21 protein-coding genes are annotated in these 20,328 nt (G+C 69.8%); 18 read left to right on the top strand and 3 right to left on the bottom strand.

Annotation, left to right across the window (positions count from 1 at the left end):
- Positions 1-6: 6 nt before the first annotated feature.
- A complete protein-coding gene (locus ABZ342_RS27800) occupies positions 7-1,164 on the bottom strand; it encodes an acyl-CoA dehydrogenase family protein (RefSeq protein WP_360478777.1) in 1,158 nt (385 codons plus the stop codon).
- Positions 1,165-1,234: 70 nt separating this feature from the next.
- Here ABZ342_RS27800 and ABZ342_RS27795 point away from each other — a divergent pair, with 70 nt between their 5' ends.
- From ABZ342_RS27795 to ABZ342_RS27735, 13 genes are all read left to right on the top strand, one after another.
- The gene (locus ABZ342_RS27795) at positions 1,235-1,426 is read left to right on the top strand and encodes a ferredoxin (protein WP_360478774.1); all 192 of its coding nucleotides are present in this window, start codon (positions 1,235-1,237) and stop codon (positions 1,424-1,426) included.
- Between the two features lie 82 nt (positions 1,427-1,508).
- A complete protein-coding gene (locus ABZ342_RS27790; protein WP_360478771.1) occupies positions 1,509-2,366 on the top strand; it encodes a 3-oxoacyl-ACP reductase in 858 nt (285 codons plus the stop codon).
- Positions 2,363-3,127, top strand: a complete 765-nt coding sequence (locus ABZ342_RS27785) for a glucose 1-dehydrogenase (RefSeq protein WP_360478767.1) — start codon at positions 2,363-2,365, stop codon at positions 3,125-3,127. Before ABZ342_RS27790 ends, ABZ342_RS27785 begins: the two co-directional genes overlap by 4 nt.
- A gap of 85 nt (positions 3,128-3,212) precedes the next feature.
- Positions 3,213-4,001: an ABC transporter permease gene (locus ABZ342_RS27780; protein WP_155542112.1), complete on the top strand. Its 789-nt coding sequence runs from the start codon at positions 3,213-3,215 to the stop codon at positions 3,999-4,001.
- On the top strand, positions 4,001-4,852 hold the full coding sequence (locus ABZ342_RS27775; RefSeq protein WP_003090754.1) for an ABC transporter permease: 852 nt from the start codon (positions 4,001-4,003) through the stop codon (positions 4,850-4,852). The genes ABZ342_RS27780 and ABZ342_RS27775 overlap by 1 nt, the downstream gene beginning before the upstream one ends.
- A complete protein-coding gene (locus tag ABZ342_RS27770; protein WP_360478763.1) occupies positions 4,849-6,171 on the top strand; it encodes an MCE family protein in 1,323 nt (440 codons plus the stop codon). The genes ABZ342_RS27775 and ABZ342_RS27770 overlap by 4 nt, the downstream gene beginning before the upstream one ends.
- A complete protein-coding gene (locus ABZ342_RS27765; protein ID WP_360478760.1) occupies positions 6,168-7,205 on the top strand; it encodes an MlaD family protein in 1,038 nt (345 codons plus the stop codon). The genes ABZ342_RS27770 and ABZ342_RS27765 overlap by 4 nt, the downstream gene beginning before the upstream one ends.
- Positions 7,202-8,233, top strand: a complete 1,032-nt coding sequence (locus ABZ342_RS27760) for an MCE family protein (protein WP_360478757.1) — start codon at positions 7,202-7,204, stop codon at positions 8,231-8,233. Before ABZ342_RS27765 ends, ABZ342_RS27760 begins: the two co-directional genes overlap by 4 nt.
- Positions 8,230-9,423 (top strand): MCE family protein, encoded by a 1,194-nt coding sequence (locus ABZ342_RS27755; protein WP_360478754.1) that lies wholly within the window; start codon positions 8,230-8,232, stop codon positions 9,421-9,423. The genes ABZ342_RS27760 and ABZ342_RS27755 overlap by 4 nt, the downstream gene beginning before the upstream one ends.
- On the top strand, positions 9,420-10,574 hold the full coding sequence (locus tag ABZ342_RS27750) for an MCE family protein (RefSeq protein ID WP_360478751.1): 1,155 nt from the start codon (positions 9,420-9,422) through the stop codon (positions 10,572-10,574). The genes ABZ342_RS27755 and ABZ342_RS27750 overlap by 4 nt, the downstream gene beginning before the upstream one ends.
- Positions 10,571-11,803 carry an MCE family protein gene (locus ABZ342_RS27745; RefSeq protein WP_360478748.1) on the top strand — a complete coding sequence of 411 codons (1,233 nt, stop codon included), beginning with the start codon at positions 10,571-10,573 and terminating at the stop codon, positions 11,801-11,803. The genes ABZ342_RS27750 and ABZ342_RS27745 overlap by 4 nt, the downstream gene beginning before the upstream one ends.
- Entirely contained in the window at positions 11,800-12,276 is a 477-nt protein-coding gene (locus ABZ342_RS27740) for a hypothetical protein (RefSeq protein ID WP_360478745.1), read from the top strand. The genes ABZ342_RS27745 and ABZ342_RS27740 overlap by 4 nt, the downstream gene beginning before the upstream one ends.
- Positions 12,273-12,755, top strand: coding sequence for a hypothetical protein (locus ABZ342_RS27735; protein ID WP_360478742.1), 483 nt, complete (start codon positions 12,273-12,275; stop codon positions 12,753-12,755). Before ABZ342_RS27740 ends, ABZ342_RS27735 begins: the two co-directional genes overlap by 4 nt.
- Here ABZ342_RS27735 and ABZ342_RS27730 read toward each other — a convergent pair.
- Positions 12,752-13,231: a hypothetical protein gene (locus tag ABZ342_RS27730; protein WP_360478739.1), complete on the bottom strand. Its 480-nt coding sequence runs from the start codon at positions 13,229-13,231 to the stop codon at positions 12,752-12,754. The genes ABZ342_RS27735 and ABZ342_RS27730 overlap by 4 nt on opposite strands.
- 63 nt (positions 13,232-13,294) lie before the next feature.
- On the opposite strand from ABZ342_RS27730, the gene ABZ342_RS27725 reads away from it, so the two are divergent.
- The 3 genes from ABZ342_RS27725 to ABZ342_RS27715 all read left to right on the top strand — a co-directional run bounded on the left by ABZ342_RS27725 (position 13,295) and on the right by ABZ342_RS27715 (position 16,801).
- Positions 13,295-14,542 (top strand): aminotransferase class I/II-fold pyridoxal phosphate-dependent enzyme, encoded by a 1,248-nt coding sequence (locus tag ABZ342_RS27725; protein ID WP_360478736.1) that lies wholly within the window; start codon positions 13,295-13,297, stop codon positions 14,540-14,542.
- Positions 14,543-14,658: 116 nt separating this feature from the next.
- A complete protein-coding gene (locus tag ABZ342_RS27720; RefSeq protein WP_360478922.1) occupies positions 14,659-15,627 on the top strand; it encodes a ferritin-like domain-containing protein in 969 nt (322 codons plus the stop codon).
- Positions 15,628-15,694: 67 nt separating this feature from the next.
- Positions 15,695-16,801, top strand: coding sequence for an FAD-dependent monooxygenase (locus ABZ342_RS27715; protein WP_360478733.1), 1,107 nt, complete (start codon positions 15,695-15,697; stop codon positions 16,799-16,801).
- Here the strand turns inward: ABZ342_RS27715 and ABZ342_RS27710 are convergent.
- On the bottom strand, positions 16,791-17,834 hold the full coding sequence (locus ABZ342_RS27710; RefSeq protein ID WP_155542124.1) for a LacI family DNA-binding transcriptional regulator: 1,044 nt from the start codon (positions 17,832-17,834) through the stop codon (positions 16,791-16,793). The genes ABZ342_RS27715 and ABZ342_RS27710 overlap by 11 nt on opposite strands.
- Before the next feature lie 201 nt (positions 17,835-18,035).
- Between ABZ342_RS27710 and ABZ342_RS27705 the strand changes: the two genes are divergently transcribed.
- On the top strand, positions 18,036-19,274 hold the full coding sequence (locus tag ABZ342_RS27705; RefSeq protein ID WP_360478730.1) for an extracellular solute-binding protein: 1,239 nt from the start codon (positions 18,036-18,038) through the stop codon (positions 19,272-19,274).
- Entirely contained in the window at positions 19,274-20,194 is a 921-nt protein-coding gene (locus ABZ342_RS27700) for a sugar ABC transporter permease (RefSeq protein ID WP_360478727.1), read from the top strand. Before ABZ342_RS27705 ends, ABZ342_RS27700 begins: the two co-directional genes overlap by 1 nt.
- Positions 20,195-20,328: the final 134 nt, after the last annotated feature.

Raw genomic sequence — 20,328 nt, 5'->3', positions numbered from 1 at the left:
ACGCTCCTAGCGCGTGACGGGCAGGCCGAGGGCGGTCGCGGCGATCATGTCCCGCTGGATCTCGTTGGTGCCGCCGCCGAAGGTGAGGATCAGCGCCGACCGGTGCAGCCGCTCGATCCGCCCGGCCAGCAGCGCGCCCGGCGAGCCGTCGCGGACGACGGCGGCCGCGCCCAGCACCTCCATCAGCAGGCGGTAGGCCTCGATCGCGAACTCCGTGCCGTACACCTTCGTCGCCGACGCCTCGGCCGGTCCGAGCTCGCTCGCCGCGGCCGCCCAGGCGATCCGCCAGTTCCGCAACTTCAGGTACTCCGCGCCGGCGTGCACCCGCGCGAGGTGCAGCCGCACCCATTCCTGGTCGATGGCGCCGGTCTCCTTCGCCCACGCCAGCACGTCGGCGAGAGCCTTGCGGACGGGCGCCGACGACGTCAGCGCGACGCGCTCGTGGTTGAGCTGGTTGGTGATCAGCGGCCAGCCCGCGTTCTCCTCGGCGACGCGCGCGGACACGGGCACGCGCACGTTGTCGTAGTACGTCGCGCTGGTGCCCGCGCCCGCGACGGTGTGCACCTTGGTCCACGAAAACCCGGGAGCCGACGTCGGCACGATCAGGATCGACAGCCCGCGGTGCTTCTTCGCCTCGGGATCGGTCCGGACCGCGAGCCACACGTAGTCGGCGTGCTCGATCAGGCTGGTCCACATCTTCTGCCCGGTGACGACGTACTCGTCGCCGTCGCGCACCGCGCGCGTCCGCAGCGACGCCAGGTCGGTGCCGGCCTCCGGTTCGGAGTAGCCGATCGAGAAGTGCAGCTCGCCGGCGGCGATCTTCGGCAGGTAGAACGCCTTCTGCTCGTCGGTGCCGTAGCGCATGATGGTCGGCCCGACGGTGTTCACCGTGAGGAACGGGACCGGCACCCCGGCGACGGCCGCCTCGTCGGTGAAGATGAGCTGGTCGAGCATCGGCCGGCCCTGCCCGCCGTACTCCTCCGGCCAGCCGAGCGCCAGCCAGCCGTCCTTGCCCAGCTGGCGGACGATCTCCTTGTACGCCACGCCGTCGCCGTACTCGGCGCCGCGGAGGCCGGCCCGACGCTCCGGTGTCATCAGCTCGGCGAAGTACTCCCGGAGCTCCGCGGCCAGTGCCCGCTGCTCCGGTGTGTAGTCGATCCGCACCCGTCACCTCGATCCGGCGTTATAGTAGAACCTGTTCTAGTTGTACCAGGACTCACGCGGCGGAGGAAGCATGGAGATCGGCGTCGATCGTTCGCTCTGCGAGGCGAACGCGGTGTGCTTGGGGTTCGCGCCGGACGTCTTCGACCTCGACGACGACGAAGAACTCGTCATCCAGCCGGGCCCGGTGCCTGCCGATCGAGTAGAACGAGTTACAGATGCGGTCAAAGGGTGCCCAAAGAACGCCCTGTTCATCGCTAGTTAGCACTGTTCACTGAACCCCTTGCGAAGAGCGAGAACAGATTCTAGTGTAGGCCCGGTCACAGGACTCGACGAGGAGGCCGCGCGTGAGCCTGACCGGCAGGACAGCGATCGTCACCGGCGCCGCCGCGGGACTGGGACGGGCCGAAGCGCTCGCCCTGGCGGCCCGGGGCGCCACGGTCGTCGTCAACGACGTCACCGAAGCGAAGGACGTCGTCGAAGAGATCGAAGCCGCTGGTGGCCGGGCCGTGGCGGTCGCCGGCGACGTGGGGGAGCGGGCCACCGCGGACGCGCTCGTGGCCGCCGCGCTCGACTTCGGCGGGCTCGACATCGTCGTGAACAACGCGGGCGTGCTGCGCGACAAGATGCTCTTCTCGATGTCCGACGACGAGTGGGACACCGTGCTCCGCGTCCACCTGCGCGGCCACTTCCTGTTGTCCCGCAACGCCACGAAGTACTGGCGCGACAAGTCCAAAGCGGACGGACAGCCGGTGTACGGCCGGTTGGTCAACACCGCGTCCGAGGCGTTCCTCATCGGCTCGCCCGGTCAGCCCAACTACGCCGCTGCTAAGGCAGGCATCACCGCGCTCACCATGTCGGCCGCCCGCGGCCTGGCCAAGTACGGCGTCCGCGCCAACGCGATCTGCCCGCGTGCCCGGACGGCGATGACCGAGGGCGTGTTCGGCGCGGCTCCCGCCGAGGGCGCCGACCCGCTCTCGGTCGAGCACGTCGCCCCTTTCGTCGCCTATCTCGCTTCGCCCGCGGCCGAGCACGTCAACGGCCAGGTGTTCATCGTCCACGGCGGCGCGGTGTCGCTGGTCGGGGCGCCGCGGATCGAGCAGCGCTGGTCCCTCGACGAGCTGGAGACGTCGGTCAGCTCCTTCTTCGCCGACCGTGACCCCGGCCGGATGTTCGCCGCCACCGAGATCCTGGGAGAGTCATGAGGCTGGACGGGAAGATCGCCCTGATCACCGGCGCCGCGCGCGGCCAGGGCGCGGCCGCCGCGCGCGCGTTCGTCGCCGAGGGCGCGAAGGTGCTGATCGCCGACATCCTGGACGACGAGGGCAAGCAGCTCGCCGCCGAACTGGGGGAGCAGGCCGCCTACCAGCACCTCGACGTCGGCGACGAAGACGGCTGGGTCACCGCCCTCGACCGCGTGACCACGGAGTTCGGCGCGCCGAACGTGCTGGTCAACAACGCGGGCATCCTCCATTTCTCGGAACTGGGCAAGACGAAGCTGGCCGATTACGAACGCGTCATCCGGGTGAACCAGATCGGGGCGTTTCTCGGGATGCGCTCGGTCGTTGAACCGATGACCGCCGCCGGCGGTGGCTCCATCGTCAACGTGTCCTCTGTGGAGGGTCTGGCCGGGATGCCCTACCTCGTCGCGTACACCGCGAGCAAGTTCGCCATCCGCGGGATGACCAAGGTCGCCGCGATGGAGCTCGGGAAGAAGCACATCCGCGTCAACTCGGTCCACCCCGGCGCGATCGACACGCAGATGGTCGAGACCGCCGCGGGCGGGCAGAAAGTCGACATGTCGTACGTCGGGAAGAAGGTCGCGCTCGGCCGCGTCGGGCAGCCCGAGGACGTCGCGAAGCTGGTGCTGTTCCTGGCCAGCGACGAAAGCGCGTACTGCACGGGAGCGGAGTTCATCGCGGACGGCGGCGCCACGGCGTCGCACGCGCTCAACCTGAGTTTCTGACGTGATCAGTTAACACCGCTAACGAAAATCGGGCACCGGGTATGGAGAACACTCGGAGGTCAGCGACGACCTACTGGGAGGTGTGGTGAGCGAGAGCACGGGCACGCTCCCGGGCACCGCGGCCCTGACCCAGGTCGGGCGCCTCGCGACGCTCTCGTGGGAGGTCCTGCGCGCGATCTTCAAGCGCCCCTTCCAGACCCGCGAGTGGATCCAGCAGTGCTGGTTCTTCGCCAGCGTCACGATCCTGCCGACCGCGCTCGTCGCCATCCCGTTCGGCGCGGTGATCGCGCTGCAGCTCGGCTCGCTGACCGCGCAGATCGGCGCGCAGTCGTTCACCGGCGCGGCCAGCGCGCTCGCCATCGTCCAGCAGGCCAGCCCGCTGATCACGGCGTTGCTGGTCGCGGGCGCCGGCGGCAGCGCGGTCTGCGCGGACATCGGCGCGCGCAAGATCCGCGAAGAGATCGACGCCATGGAGGTCCTCGGCGTCAACCCGATCCAGCGCCTCATCGTGCCGCGCGTGCTCGCCGCGATGGTCGTTTCGGTGCTGCTCAACGGCTTGGTCAGCGTCGTCGGCGTGCTCGGCGGCTACTTCTTCAACGTGGTCCTCCAAGGCGGTACGCCCGGCGCGTACCTGGCCAGCTTCAACGCGCTGGCCCAGGTGCCGGACCTCTGGGTCAGCGAGATCAAGGCGCTGCTGTACGGCTTCGTCGCCGGGGTCGTCGCGGCGTTCCGCGGGCTGAACCCGCCGCCCGGGCCCAAGGGCGTCGGCGACGCCGTCAACCAGGCCGTCGTCATCACGTTCCTGCTGCTGTTCCTCATCAACGTCGTGCTGACCGCGATCTACCTGCGGATCGTCCCGCCGAAGGCCATGTGATGACGGCGGAACCCCTCGACACCACCGACCGGACGCTCGAGTACATCGCGCGCCCGGGCCAGAGCCTGGAAGGCCTCGGCAAGCAGCTCGCCTTCGCCGCGAAGGCGCTCGCCTGGTCGCCGCGCACGATCCGCCGCTACAGCCGGGAAACGCTGCGGCTGCTCACCGAAGTCTGCTTCGGCACCGGCGGCCTCGCCGTCATCGGCGGCACGCTCGGCGTGATGATCGGGATGACGCTGTTCACCGGCCTCATCGTCGGCTTGCAGGGCTATTCCGCGCTGAACCAGCTGGGCACCGCCGCTCTGACCGGGTTCATCTCCGCCTACTTCAACACGCGCGAGGTCGCGCCGCTCTCGGCCGGGCTCGCGCTGTCCGCGACCGTCGGCTGCGGCTTCACCGCGCAGCTCGGCGCGATGCGGATCTCCGAGGAGATCGACGCGCTGGAAGTCATGGGCGTGCCGAGCATGCCGTACCTGGTGACGACCCGGGTGCTCGCCGGCGTCGCCGCGGTGATCCCGCTGTACGCGGTCGGCCTGCTCTCGAGCTACCTCGCGTCCCGGCAGATCACCATCTGGCTCTACGGCCAGTCCGCGGGCACCTACGACCACTACTTCACGCTCTTCTTGCCGCCCGGCGACGTCCTGTGGTCGTTCGGGAAGGTGATCGTGTTCAGCGTGCTCGTGATCCTTTCCCATTGCTACTACGGCTTCACCGCGAGCGGCGGCCCGGCCGGCGTCGGCGTGGCGGTGGGCCGCGCGGTGCGGACGTCGATCGTGCTGATCTCGGTGCTGGACTTCTTCTTGTCCCTCGCCATCTGGGGCGCGAACACCACGGTGAGGATCTCCGGATGAGGCGCGAGCTCGGGCAGCGGCTCCGGTACCAGGTGCTGGGGCTGGCCTTCCTGCTCGTGGCCGCCCTGTTCATCGCGTTCACGCTCGCCGTCTACAACAAGGCCTTCACGCCGGTGACGCTGGTGAAGCTCGAGACCGACCACGTCGGCAGCCAGCTGCGCACCGGCGGCGACGTCAAGGTCCGCGGCATGCTCGTCGGCGAGGTGCGGTCGGTGCTGGCGAAGGGCGACCACGCAGAGCTGGAGCTGGCGCTCGACCCGGACAAGACGCACGTCATCCCGCGGAACGTCTCGGCTCGCCTGCTGCCCAAGACGCTCTTCGGCGAGCGGTACGTCTCGCTGCAGCTGCCCGAGAGCTCACAGGGCCCGATCAAGGCGGGCGACGTCATCCCGCAGGACCGCAGCAGCACCGCGATCGAGCTGCAGAAGGTGCTCGACGACGTCATGCCGCTGCTGCAGGCGGTCCAGCCGGAGAAGCTGTCGAGCACGCTGACCGCGGTGTCGACCGCGCTCGAAGGCCGCGGCAAGCAGCTCGGCCAGACCCTCGTGCAGCTGAGCGACTACCTCGGCAAGCTCAACCCGTCGCTGCCGGACGTCAAGGCCGACATCACCGGGCTCGCGAACGTCGCGAACACCTACGACAAGGCCGCCCCGGACCTGCTGCAGGCGCTGTCCGACCTGACGACGACGAGCCGGACGATCGTCGACCAGCGCGCGCAGCTGAGCGACCTCTACGCCACCGTCACCGCCGCTTCGGTCGACCTGACGAGCTTCCTGCAGGTCAACAAGGACAATCTCATCCGGCTCACCACGGCGGTCCAGCCGACGCTGGACGTGCTCGCCAAGTACGCGCCGGAGTACCCGTGCCTGCTCGAACAGCTCGCCGGGGAGGTCGGGCCGGCCGAGCTGGCGTTCGGCAAGGGCACCGCGCACCCCGAGGTCAGCCGGGTCACCATCGAGTTCGCCGCCAGCCGGGGCAAGTACCTGCCCGGCGTCGACGAGCCGAAGTACGAGGACAAGCGCGGACCGCGCTGCTACCCCCAGGTCCCGAAGCCGGGCGTCTGGCCGCAGTACCCGCCGGACGGCGCGATCAAGGACGGTTCCAGCAAGCCCGCGCCGCCGAAGTCGCCGTCCGGGGAGCTGCCCGCCGGGGGCGGTGCCGTCGGCGGCGACGGCTCGATCGTCGGCTCGGCCTACGAAAGCGAGCTGATCGCCCTGCTCGCGTCGCCCGCGCTCGGGACGTCGCCCGGCGACGTGCCCGGCTGGGCGGGCCTGCTCGTGGGGCCGCTGTACCGCGGGGCGGAGGTGGAGCTGAAGTGAGGAGCTTCGTTCCGTCCCTGATCAAGCTCGTGGTGTTCGCCGTCGTCACGGTGCTGTTCACCGGCGTCCTCGCGGCCACCATCGCGAACACCAACTTCGGCGAGACGTCCGGTTACCTGGCGAAGTTCACCGACGCGTCCGGCCTCAAGGAAGGCGACGACGTCCGCATCGCCGGGGTCAAGGTCGGCCAGGTCGACACGATCGGGGTGGTCGAAGGCGAGCAGAACCTCGCCGAGGTGCGGTTCGACGTCGAGCACGCCTACCGGCTGCCCGAGACGGTGACCGCGACGATCAAGTACCGCAACCTCGTCGGCCAGCGCTACCTCGCGCTCGGCACCGACGTCCCGGGCGATCGCGCGCTGGCCGACGGCGGCACGATCCCGCCCGAGCGCACCAAGCCCGCGTTGAACCTCACCGTGCTGTTCAACGGGTTCAAGCCGCTGTTCAAGGCCCTGAGCCCCAAGGACGTCAACCAGCTTTCGGCCGAGATCATCAGCGTCTTCCAGGGCGAAGGCGGCACGATCACCAGCCTGCTGCAGCACACCGCGTCGCTCACCACGGCGATCGCGAGCAAGGACCAGGTGATCGGGCAGGTCATCGCGAACCTCAACACCGTGCTCGGCACGGTCAACGCGCACGGCCCGCAGCTCGGCGACCTCATCGAGCAGACGCAGAAGCTCGTCAGCGGCCTGGCCGAGCAGCGCAAGCCGATCGGGGACGCGGTCAGCGCGCTCGGCGACCTCGCGGTGTCCACGACGGGCCTGCTCGCCGACGCGCGCCCGGCGCTGAAGGACGACGTCGCGCAGCTCGGCGTGCTGTCGCAGAACCTCGGCGACTCCGGCGTGCTGCTCAACCACCTGCTCGAAGTGCTGCCGGGCAACCTGGAGAAGTTCACCCGGACCCTGAGCTACGGCAGCTGGTTCAACTACTACCTGTGCGGGATCACCGGCACCATCGGCATTTCCTCGCTCGACATCACCCTGCCGATCATTCCCATTCCCGGCACGCAACGCGCGGAGAGGTGTGGTCCGTGAAGCGGCTGAAGGATCGCAACCAGGCGGGAGTCGGCGCGGTCGCGCTCGTGCTGATCGTGCTCGTCACGGCCACGACGTACTTCTCCGACCAGCTCCCGTTCTTCGGCAACGGCACGACGTACTCGGCGTACTTCGGCGAGTCCGCCGGGCTGGCGCCGGACAACGAGGTCGAGGTCGCCGGCGTCAAGGTCGGCACGGTGTCGTCGGTGGCCCTGGCCGGCAAGCAGGTGCTCGTGCGCTTCCGCGTCAAGGACATCCGGGTCGGCGACGCGACGACGGCGTCCATCGAGATCAAGACGCTGCTGGGGGAGAAGTACCTCGCGCTCGACCCGAAGGGCGGCGGCGCGCAGGAGCCGGACGCGACGATCCCGCAGGCCCGCACACGCACGCCGTTCCAGCTGCAGGACGCCTTCGAGCAGCTGTCGACGACGGTCGGCGACATCGACACGAAGCAGCTCGCGGACAGCTTCAACGCGCTTTCCGACAGCCTCAAGGACAGCCCGCAGTACCTCAAGGACACCCTCAACGGGCTGTCTTCGCTGGCCAAGACGGTGTCGTCCCGCGACAACGACCTGCACACGCTGCTGGCGAACACGAGCCAGGTGTCCAAGACGCTGTCGGACCGCAACACCCAGCTGCAACGCGTGATCAGCGACGGCAACCTGCTGCTCACCGAGCTGCAGAACCGCAAGACGGCGATCCACGCGCTGCTCACCGGCACCCAGCAGCTTTCGCAGCAGCTGTCCGGGCTCGTCGCGGACAACCGCGCGCAGCTCAAGCCGACGCTGGACAAACTGGGCAAGGTGACCGACATCCTGCAGCGCAACCAGGGCAACCTCGACAAGAGCCTGCAGCTGATGGCGCCGTTCGCCCGCGTCGGCGCGAACGCGACCGGCAACGGCCGCTGGTTCGAGGGCTACCTGTGCGGGCTGCTGCCGCCGACGATCACCGCGGCCGGCCTGCGCATCAACCCCGAGGGCTGCACCCCGCCGATCGCGGCGCCGAACCAGGGGGTGGGCGGCCGATGACCATCCGGACCTACCGCGGCCGCAGCCTGGTGACGTGGCTGGCCTTCGCCTGCGTCCTCGCGCTGCTCCTCACCGCCGGCCTCTTCCTGGTGTTTCGCGCTTCCACCGGCACGACGCTCTCGGCGTACTTCGGCAAGACCGTCGGGCTCTACGCGGGTTCGTCGGTGCGCGTGCTCGGCGTGCCGGTCGGGCGGGTCACCGACGTCACGCCGCAGGGCGACGCCGTGCGCGTGGACATGCGGGTCGACGACGTGCAGCTGCCGGCCGATGTCGGCGCGGTCGTCGTCGCGCCGAGCCTGGTCAGCGACCGCTACGTCCAGCTGACCCCGGCCTACGACAGCGGCCCGGTCCTGGCCACCGGCACGGTGCTCGCGAAGGACCGCACGGCGACGCCGGTGGAGCTGGACGACCTGTACTCCAGCCTGGACAAGCTGTCGACGGCGCTGGGTCCGAACGGCGCCAACAAGGACGGCGCGCTGTCCGGTGTCCTGGACACCGCGGCGAACACGTTGCAGGGCAATGGTGCTTCGCTGAACTCGACGGTCGGGCGGCTCGCCGACCTCGCCAAGACCCTTGATGGTTCGAAGGACGACCTGTTCTCGACCGTGCAGAACCTCAACTCGTTCACGGGCGCGCTGGCCCAGAGCGACCAGCAGCTCAACGAGTTCTACGGCCGCGTCGCCGACGTCAGCCAGTTCCTCGCCGCGGATTCGTCCGACGTCGGGGCCGCGCTGCAGTCGCTCGGCGGGGCGCTCGGCGACGTCCAGCAGTTCGTCAACGACAACAAAGGCGCCCTGGAGTCCAATGTGGACAAGCTGGCGTCGCTGTCGAAGGTGCTGGTCGACCAGCGCGCGTCGCTCGCCGAGGTGCTCGACATCGCGCCGACCGGCGCCACCAACTTCATCAACTCCTACGACGCCGCGTCGGGCACCATCGCCGTCCGCGACAACCTGAACGAGCTGACCAACCCGCCGATCCTCACCGTGTGCCGGCTGATCAGCGCGGGCACGCCGAAGGAAGTCCCCGACACGCTGGGGAACATCTGCAAGCAGCTCGCGCCGGTGCTCGACGGCGTGCTGAAGCTGCCGACGATCCCGCAGGTGCTCAACTCGCTGCAGAACGGCACCCTCCCGCCGTTGCCGCTCCCGCTCGTCGACGTCATGGAACAGCTCGCGGGCGGTGCGAAGTGAAGCGGCTCGCGGGAGTGCTCGCCGGTGTGCTCGTGCTGGCGGCCTGCAGCGACGGCGGGTTCAACGGCCTCTACGGCACCCCGCTGCCGGGCGGCGCCGACGTCGGCGACCACCCGTACCACGTCACGGCGTTGTTCACCGACGTGCTCGACCTGGTGCCGCAGTCCAGCGTCAAGGTCAACGACGTCGCGGTCGGGCGGGTCGACAAGATCAGCCTGACGCCGGATACGCGGTCCGCGCTGGTCGCGATGACCGTCAACGGCGACATCGCGCTGCCCGCCAACGCCCACGCCGAGCTGAAGCAGTCTTCGCTGCTGGGCGAAAAGTTCGTCGAGCTGAGCGTGCCCACGGCCGAACCGGCGACCGGGAAACTGAGCGACGGCGCGCAGATCCCGCTCGGGCGCACCAACCGCAACCCCGAGGTCGAGGAGGTGCTCGGCGCGCTCTCGCTGCTGCTCAACGGCGGCGGCGTCGAGCAGATCCAGAAGATCAGCCACGAGCTGAACGACGCGCTGTCGGGCAACGAGCCGGAGATCCGCGCGCTGCTGTCGCGTGTGGACGAACTGGCGACCCAGCTCGACGGGCACCGGACCGAGATCCTGCGTGCGATCGACGGGCTCGGGAAGCTGTCGCACACCTTGGCGGGCCAGACGCAGAACCTGTCGAACGCGCTCGACAACCTCGCGCCGGGCCTGAAGATCGTCACCGACCAGCGTGACCAGCTCGTCGGCATGCTGAACGCGCTGAACACGCTCTCCGGCGTCGCCACCGACACGGTCACGAAGAGCCGTGACCAGCTGGTCGCGAACCTCAAGGCGCTGCAGCCGACGCTGACGAAGCTCGGCGAGGCCGGGTCGAACCTGCCGAACGCGCTGCAGATCCTGCTCACGTACCCGTTCCCGGACTACGCGGGCAACGTGATCAAGGGCGACTACGCGAACGTCGAGGCGAACGTGAACCTCGACCTGGACACGCTGATCCAGAACTTCACCAACTCGTCGCAGCCGCCGATCGCGCTGCCTTCGGGGATCGGCGGTCAGCCGTCGGCCGTGGCTCCGCCGCTGCCCCTGCCGGACCTCGGACCGGGTCCGCAGAGCGCGGGTCCCGACCTGCTGGGCGGGCTGCTCGGCCTGATCGGGGGTGGCCGGTGACCACGCGCAAGGTCCGCGTCCAGCTGGTCGCGTTCGTCGTCATCGCGGTCGTTTCGGTCGTCTACGCGGGCGGCCGCTACGCCGGGCTGGACCGGCTCTTCGGCAACCGCGGCTACGTCGTCACCGCGCAGCTGACCGACTCCGGCGGCATCTTCGTCAACTCCGAGGTCGCCTACCGCGGGGTCACGGTCGGGCGGGTGACCGGGATGACGCTGACCGAGCACGGCGTCGACGTCGCGCTCGACATCGACGCCGGCGCCCCGGACATCCCGGCCGACGCGCACGCGCAGGTGGCGAACCGCTCGGCGGTGGGGGAGCAGTTCGTCGACCTGCTCCCGCAGCACGACGGCGGGCCGTTCCTGGCGGACGGGTCGGTGATCACGGTGGACCGGACGTCGCTGCCGCCGTCGCCGGACACCGTGCTGACGCACCTCGACGACCTGGTCGCGAGCGTGCACCCGGAGTCGCTGCGGACGGTCGTCGACGAGACGTACAACGCGTTCGCCGGCGCGGGCCCGGAACTGCAGCAGCTGCTCGACAGCACCGGCTCGGTGACCGCGGTGGCCACGCGGTACGTGCCGGAAACGCAAGGCCTGCTGGCGAATTCGCGGATCGTGCTGGACACGCAGGAGCGGCAGGCGGCGAACATCACCGACTTCGCCTCCGGGCTGAAGACGATCGCCGGGCAGCTGAAGGCGTCCGATCCGGACCTGCGGCGCGTCATCGCGGAGGCGCCGCGGCTGAGCCGCCAGATCAGCGACGTGCTCGCGGCGTCCGGGACCGACCTGGGCGTGCTGCTCGCCAACCTGCTGACCACCGCGCAGATCACGACGTCGCGCAAGGACGCCATCGAGGAACTGCTGGTGGCCTACCCGATCATCTCGGCGTTCTCGCCGTCGACGTCCCCGGACGGCACCGGGCACCTGGGCGTGGTGCTGAACTTCTTCGACCCGGCTTCGTGCACGAAGGGCTACGAAGGCACGAAGCAGCGTCCGGCGAACGACGAGACCGAGGCACCGGTGAACATGAACGCGTACTGCGCGGAGCCGCCGGGCAGCCCGACGGGGGTGCGCGGGTCGCAGAACGCGCCGTACGCGGGAAAGCCACCGGCGATCCCGGCCGCGCCCCAGCAGAAGGCGGCGCCCGCTCCGCAGCAGCTGCCCGGGATGCTGAGCCTGCTGACCGGGCCGTCGGCGGGCGGGCTGGGCAAGCTGCTGGGCGCGCCGTGAGGGTTTTGATCGTCGCGGCGGTGCTCGCGGTGCTGGCCGCTTCGGCGACCGGTTATACGTGGTGGCGGGCCGCGTCCGACGACTCTTTCGCCCGGGGCCGCGATCGCGACGCCGTGCTGGCGGCGGCGGGCCCGGAACTGGTCACGCTGAACACGATCGACTACCGCTCGGCGGGCGCGGACGTGGACCGCTGGATCGCGGCGACGACGGGTCAGTACGAAAAGGACCTGAGCGGGGATCGCCAGGTCCAGATCGACCGGGCGACGACGGCCAGGACGGTTTCGTCCGCTTCGCTGGTCCAGGCGGCGGTGACGGAGGTTTCCGACGGGTCGGCTCGTCTGCTGGCGGTCCTGGACGTCCGGGTCTCGACGGGCGGTTCGGCGGCTTCTCCCCGCCTGAACCGGTTGACGGTGGACGTCACGCGTTCCCCGGACGGGTGGAAGATCTCGGGCGTCCAGGCGGCGGGCTCATGAGGAGAGTGCTGGCCGCGGTCGTGGTGGTGGCGCTGGGCTGCGCGGTGTGGTTCGGCATCGAGACGGCTTCGCTGTCCCCGGGCGACAATGCGGCTTTGGTGGATCAGGCGGCGACCGCGTCGGTTTCGTCCGAGGTGAGTGACGCGGTCAAGTCGGTGTTCTCGTACGACTACGCGAACCTCGCGCGCACCGAGCGGGCGGCTTCGGAGGTCTTGACGGGGGCTGCCGTCGGGCAGTACCGCGATCAGTTCGCTTCGGCGCGTACGCGGGCTTCGGCGGAGAAGCTGGTGCGGACGACGACGGTCCGGGCGGTGGGGGTGCGGACTCTGGTGGGTGATGATGCTTCGCTGCTTTTGTTTCTCGACCAGCAGACGGTGACGCAGGGCGGGGGAGCGCCGTCGTCGTCCGTGGCCCAGCTGGCGGTGACGGCGAAGCGGATCGACGGTCGCTGGAAGTTGGCTTCTCTGACGGCCCTTTAGCCGTCCCAGACCGCGGCGCCCTGCCTCAACACCTCGACGCCCGACTCCGACACCACCGGCCACATCTCCACCACATACCGGTAATGCTCGCCGAACTCGTGGTCGTTCCACTCCGCCACCGGTGGCCCGGCCGGCACGTACGACACCCGCGCCCGGTACAACCCCGGCAACACCGAAAAGAACTTTTCCTGCGACGGGTAGTCCGCGGGTCCGGAAATCACGACTTTCCCGCTCGGAACCGGAAGATCCGCTTCCACGACGTGCTCCGCGTCCGCCGCCAGCGGGGGTGGCGAAGGAACCAGCGTGATCGACGACTCCACCAGGTCCGAGCGCGCCGTCGAGATCGCCAGGCCGGCCGGCTCGGACGCTATCCGGTGGAACTCCACGGCGAGCGCCGTCCAGCCGCTGCCGTCCAGCCGGGAACCGGAGTCGCGCAACGAGAACTGCCGCTGGTCGGCGTGGACTACCAAGTGCACACCAACCACCCTAGCCAGGACCCGCCCCGAAATGGTACCGACGCCGGGTTTAGCGTTGACGCCATGACCACTGCTTCCGTCGACGTCGACACGGCCCGCCGCGACTACGCGGCCCTGGTCGACCGCGGCCTCTCCCTCGACATCACCCGCGGCAAGCCGTCCCCGGCGCAGCTCGACCTCGCGAACGGCCTGCTGACCCTCCCCGGCGACGGCACCTTCAAGGCCGAGGACGGCACCGACGTCCGCAACTACGGCGGCCTCAAGGGCCTGCCGGAGCTGCGCCGCATCTTCGCGGGCGCGCTGCAGGTCCCGGCCGGGCAGCTGCTCGCCGCCGGCAACTCGAGCCTCGAGCTGATGCACGACGCCGTCGTCCAGGCCCTCCTCTCCAAGCTCCCCGGCGCCGAGCGCCGCTGGGCCGACGAGCCCATCCTCAAGTTCCTCGCCCCCGTCCCGGGCTACGACCGCCACTTCGCGCTCACCGAGCGCTTCGGCATCGAGCTCGTCCCGGTGCCGATGACCGACCAGGGCCCCGACATGGACGTCGTCGAGCGCCTCGTCGCCGAGGACTCCGCCGTCAAGGGCATCTGGTGCGTGCCGAAGTACAGCAACCCGACCGGCGTCACGTTCAGTGACGACGTCGTCAAGCGGTTCGCCACCATGACCACCGCGGCGCCCGACTTCCGGATCTTCTGGGACAACGCCTACGCCGTGCACCACCTGACCGACGCCGAGCCGGCCCTGGCCGACCTGCTCGCGCTGGCCACCGAGGCGGGGAACGCCGACCGCGTGTTCGTCTTCGGCTCGACCTCGAAGATCACCCACGCCGGTGCCGGCGTCGGCTTCTTCGGCGCCTCCGAGGCCAACCTGGCCTGGTGGGTCGGCAACATCGGCAAGCGCACCATCGGCCCGGACAAGGTCAACCAGCTGCGCCACGCCCTCTTCCTCAAGGACGAGGCCGGCGTCCGCGCCCACATGCGCAAGCACGCCGAGATCATCGGCCCGAAGTTCGAGGCCGTCGACCGCATCCTCACCGAGGAACTGGGCGACTCGGGCCTGGCGACGTGGACCAAGCCGACCGGCGGGTACTTCGTGTCGCTGACCGTGCCCGAAGGCACCGCGAAGGAGGTCGTGCGGCTGGCGAAGGAAGCCGGTGTCGCGCTGACCCCCGCCGGGGCGACCCACCCGCACGGCGACGACCCGGCCGACGCGGTCATCCGCATCGCGCCGACGTTCCCGGTGCTCGCCGACGTCGAAGAGGCCGTCCGCGCCCTCGCCGTGTGCGTCCGGCTCGCCGCGGCCGAACGCGCCTGACCTGGGCAAACGAAATCGGGAAGAACTTTTTCCCGATTTGACCGAGCCGGGGGCCGTCCAGGTACGTATCACCGTTGGGTGAGGTGGACGAACTCGTCACGAGAGGACGTCCCCCGGTGTTCGGAAAACGCTACACACAGCAGCTCGTCGAGCGCAGCGCGGAGAACGCGACCGACCGCCGCCGCTTCCTCAAGGCTGCGGGAGCAGCGGGGCTCGGCGTCGCGGGAGCCGGTGCGCTCGGAACCGCGCTGTCGCTGGGCCTCGGCTCGGCGGGCGCGACTTCGCAGTACCCGGAGAAGAACGCGCAGGACGCCGCCGCCAGTGACGCCGCGGTGCTGAACTTCGCGCTCAACCTGGAGTACCTCGAGGCGAACCTGTACTCGTTCGCCGTCTACGGCTACGGGCTGAACGAGAAGTACGTCAACGGCATCGGCAACCTGGGCAAGGTCTCCGGTGGGCACGCGGTCAAGTTCAAGAGCGAGCACACCAAGCAGATCGTCCAGGAGATCGCCGGCGACGAGGTCGCCCACGTGACGTTCCTGCGCAAGGCGCTCGACAAGGCCGCCGTCGCGCAGCCGGAGATCGACTTCCAGAACAGCTTCACCGCCGCCATGCAGGCCGCCGGGGTCATCAAGGAAGGCCAGACCTTCGACCCGTTCGCGAGCGAGAACAACTTCCTGCTCGCCGCGTTCCTCTTCGAGGACGTCGGCGTGTCCGCCTACAAGGGCGCGGCGCCGCTGGTGAACAACAAGACGTTCCTCGACGCGGCGGCGGGCATCCTCGCGGTCGAGGCCTACCACGCGGGCATCGTGCGCGGGCAGCTGTTCGAACGCGGCCTCGGCGACATCACGAACAAGATCTCCGACGCCCGCGACAGCCTGGACGGCAAGGCCGACGACGACGAAGGCGTGCTCAAGGACGGCAAGGCGAACCTCGTCCCCGCGGACGCGAACGGCATCGCGTTCGGGCGCTCGGCCGACCGCGTGCTCAACATCGCCTACCTCAACCCGGACAAGGTGTCCTCGGGCGGTTTCTACCCGCGCGGCCTCAACGGCGACATCGCCACCAGTGGCGCCAAGGAGTGAGCGCCGCGTGCCGCCGTCACGGTAACGTCGTGATCGGCGGCACGCGGAGTTCACGGGGGGATGCGAAGTGCGGGTACTGGTCGCGGGGGGCGGGATCGCCGGCACGGTCACGGCGATGGCGGCGAAGCTCGCGGGACACGATCCGGTGGTCTTCGAGGCCTACCCGGCCGGCGGGGACGACGCCGGCGCGTTCCTCACGATCATGCACAACGGCATGGACGCCCTGCGCGCGATCGGTGCCGACCGGCCGGTGATCGACAGTTCGTTCGCCGCCCACGGCGTCGAGCTCGTCGCCCCGAACGGGGAAACGGTCGGGCGGCGCGAGTTCGGCACCGAAGGCCTCGACGGACCGCGCACGCTGACCCGCGCGACGCTCTACCGCGTCCTGCAGGACGAAGCCGCGCGCCGGGCCGTCCCGGTCGAACGCGGCAAGCGCTTGGTCGGCGCGAAGCCGGACGGCACCGGCGTTACCGTCGAGTTCGCCGACGGCACCACCGAAACGGGTGACGTGTTGGTCGGCGCGGACGGGTTGCGCTCGGTGGTCCGGAAGCTGATCGACCCGGACGCCGACGCCCCGCGCTACACCGGCCAGACCGTCGTCTGGGGTTACGCGCGGGCGCGCGGGCTGCCGTCGGCGGCCGGGATCTACCGCATGGTCCGCGGGAGCAAGGCGGCCTTCGGGTTCACGACCGCCCCGGACGGCGCGACGTTCTGGTTCGCCCGCATCCCCGACGCCGAGCGCTCCCGCGAGGCGATCGCGGCGGTGACTCCTGAGGGGTGGCGCGAGTTCGCGCACGCGGCGTTCGCCGGGGAACCGTTGCCCTGCACGGAAATCATCGCCGCCACCGGCGACGAGGTCTTCGGCGGTCACTCCTACGACGTCCCGAGCACGCGGATCTGGTCGACGCCGGACATGGTGCTCGTCGGCGACGCCGCGCACGCCGCGGCCCCGGCCGACGCGCAGGGTGCGTCGATGGCGATCGAAGACAGCGTCGTGCTCGCGCAGTGCCTGCGCGACCTGCGGGACCCGGCGTCGGCTTTCGCGGCGTACGAAGGACTTCGCCGCGAGCGCGTCGAGAAGCTGGTCGCGTCGAGCGCGGGGCAGGACGTCGGCGAAAAGCCGGGCTGGGTCTACGTGCACCACATCGACTGGGACGCGAAGATCACCGCGTAGGGCCGCACGAGTCGCGGACCACCAGTTTCGTCGGCAGGCGCACCGGTTCCGGGGCGCCGGCGTTGTCGATCATCGCCAGCAGCGCACCCGCCGCCGCGGTGCCGAAGCCCGGTTTGTCCTGGGCCACCGTCGTCAGCGCCGGGTCGACCAGGGACGCCACCTCGATGTCGTCGAAGCCGACCACCGACAGGTCCGCCGGCACCGACAACCCGGCCGCGCGGGCCGCGAGCAGGGCGCCGACCGCCATCTCGTCGCTGGCCGCGAACACCGCCGTCGGCGGGTCCTTGCGGGCCAGCAGCCGCCGCATCCCGACGAACCCGCTTTCGCGGTAGAAGTCCCCGGTGACCACGAAGTCCTCGCGCGCCGGCAGCCCGGCTTCGGCCAGCCCGCGGCGGTAGCCCTCGGTGCGTGCGGCGGCGGGGGAGTTGCCGCGGGGACCGGTGATCGTCGCGATCCGGTCGTGCCCGAGCGCGGCGAGGTGCCGGACGGCTTCCGCGGCGCCCGCGGCGTTGTCCGAGGTCACGTAGGTCGCGCGCGGCCCGGACAGGGGCACGTCGAGCGCGACGCACGGCAGCCCGGACTGGGCGAACGTCGTGAACGCCTCGGCGTCGGTGCCGCTGTCGATCAGCACCAGCCCGGCCAGGTGGTGGCGCCGGGTCATGCTCACGTACCCGATCGGGTCGGCCAGCGAAACGCCGGGGTTGCGGTCGCGGGCGTCGTCGCTCGTCGCGAGCATCAGCAGGTGGTAGCCGTGCGAGCTGAGCGCGGACTTGAGGCCCAGCAACAGGTCCTGCAGGAACGGGTGCCGCCAGCCGGGCCGCCGGTGGTCGGTGTCCCAGACCAGCCCGACCATCGCCGAGCGCTGCCGTGACAGCGCCCGCGCCGACTCGTTCGGCGAGAAGTCGAGCTCCCGGGCGACGCGCTCGACGTTTTCGCGCGTCGTCGCGCTCACCGTGGCGGGGCGGTTGAAGACCCGCGAGACGGTCGCGACCGAAACCCCACAGAGCTGGGCGATCTCGCGGGCCGTGACCATGGTGACCTCCTACTTGTAACCGGTTACATTCCTAGCACATGATCTCTGACTGGGTAAACGCCGTAGCGCGTTACTATTTCGTTACTTGACGAAGGAGCGCTGGGAGCGCTCTCATAGGTCCCGCGTTTTCCGACCGGCCCGCAGAACAACGGAGATCTCATGCGCCCGAAAACGACAATCCGACGGACCCGCCTGATCGCCGTGGCGGGTGCTGTCCTGGCCGCGGTCACCGCGTTGAGCGCCTGCGGGAGCAGTGACGCCGGCGGTGGGAAGGTCAAGCTCAGCCTCGGCCTCTTCGGCAACTTCGGCTACACCGACCTGATCAAGGAGTACCAGGCCGCGCACCCGGACATCGAGATCACCGAGCGGACCGCGTCGTACTCCGACCACCACAAGAGCCTCGCCGCGCACCTGGCCACCGGTGGCGGCGCCGCGGACATCGAGGCGATCGACACCGGGTACGTCGCCCAGTTCAAGGCGACGCCGGACAAGTTCGTCGACCTCAACACCGTCGGCGGCGACAAGCTCAAGGACCGCTGGCTGGGCTGGAAGTGGTCGGCTTCGCTGGCCAAGGGCGGCCAGCAGATCGGCTACGGCACCGACGTCGGCGGCCTGGCCATCTGCTACCGCCGCGACCTGTTCGAGGCCGCCCAGCTGCCCGCCGACCGCGACGCCGTCTCCGCGCTCTGGCCCACCTGGCAGGCGTTCTTCGACGCGGGCAAGCGCTTCCAGGCCAAGGCACCGAACGGTGTCAAGTGGATGGACGGCGGCCCGACCGTGCTCAACGCGATCTTCGGCCAGGCCCCGGTCGGCTACTACGACCAGAGCGACCAGATCGTCGTCGCGAGCAACCCGGCTCTGCGCACGGGCTGGGACCAGGTCGTCGACGCCGTCAAGGCGAACCTCTCCGCCGGCCTGCTCTACAGCACGCCGACCTGGAACACCGGGTTCACGCAGAGCCAGTTCGCGACCGTCACCTGCCCCGCTTGGATGATGACGAAGATCAAGGACCAGGCGCCGGACACCTCGGGCAAGTGGGACGTCGCGAGCGTGCCCGGCGGGGGTGGCAACTGGGGCGGCTCGTACCTCACGATCCCCAAGCAGGGCAAGCACACCAAGGAAGCCGCCGACCTCGCCGCGTGGCTGACCGCGCCCGAGCAGCAGGCGAAGGTCTTCACCAGCCAGGGCCTGCTGCCCTCGACGCCGTCGCTCTACACCGACCCGAAGATCACCGGCTACACCAACCCGTTCTTCAACAACGCGCCCGTCGGCAAGCTCTTCACCGACGCCGCGAAGAAGCTGAACCCGCAGTACCAGGGCCCGAAGGCCGGCGACGTGCAGACCGAGTTCGGCAACGCGATGCAGCGCGTCGAGCAGGGCAAGCAGGACGGCGCGGCGGCGTGGCAGCAGCTGGTCGGTGACGTCGCGAAGATCAAGTGATGACGCTCTCCCGGGCCGACCGGCGGCACAAGTGGGACGTCAAGCTGTCGCCGTTCGGCTTCATCAGCCCGTACTTCCTGATCTTCGGCGTCTTCGGGCTGTTCCCGCTGCTGTACACGGCTTTCGTGTCGCTGCAGAAGCGCAACCTGCTCGACGCCGAGGGCGCGACGTTCATCGGGTTCGGCAACTACGAGCAGCTGCTGTTCCACGACCCGTACTTCTGGAACGCGATGGGGAACACGGTCAGCCTGTGGCTGTTGACCACCATCCCGCAGATCCTGTTCGCGCTCGGCATCGCGCACCTGCTCAACCGCGGGCTGCGCGGGCGGACGCTGTTCCGGATGGGGATGATCCTGCCGAACATCACCTCGGTGGCGGCGGTGACGATCATCTTCGCGCAGCTCTTCGGCCGCGACTTCGGGCTGGTGAACTGGGCGCTGAGCTGGTTCGGCGGCGGGCACGTCGACTGGCAGGCCGGCACGGCCAGCTCGCACACCGCCATCGCGGCGATGGTGGTGTGGCGCTGGACCGGTTACCACGCGCTGATCTTCCTGGCGTCGATGCAGGCGATCCCGTCGACCATGTACGAGGCCGCCACGCTCGACGGCGCCAGGGGGTGGCAGCAGTTCTGGCGGATCACCGTGCCGCTGCTGCGGCCGCAGATCATCTTCTCGACGGTGATCGCGACGACCGGGAACATGCGGCTGCTCGCCGAGCCGCTGCTGTTCAACCCCGGCACGGCCGCGGCCACCGGGGGTTCGGACCGGCAGTTCCAGACGGCCGCGCTCTACCTCTACGAGCAGGGCTTCACCAAGTACGACTTCGGCTACAGCTCGGCGATCGCGCTGATCCTCGCCGTGGCCACGATGCTCGTCGCGGGCGTGTCGTACCTGGTGACCCGGCGCATCCAAACGGACTGAGGAGCCGACATGACCACCGTGCTGACCCCGGCCGCGCCCGCGCCGCCGGCGGCACCCGGGCGGGCCCGGCGCCTCGTGTGGCAAAGCCGAGAAATTCCTCTTACGCGACGAAGCCGCGCAATTACGCGCTGTCT

Source organism: Amycolatopsis sp. NPDC005961, from assembly GCF_040629235.1.
GTDB classification, from domain to species: Bacteria; Actinomycetota; Actinomycetes; order Mycobacteriales; family Pseudonocardiaceae; genus Amycolatopsis; species Amycolatopsis camponoti.
Note: the sequence above shows the minus strand (reverse complement) of the source record. Positions and strands in the feature narration are given on the sequence as shown.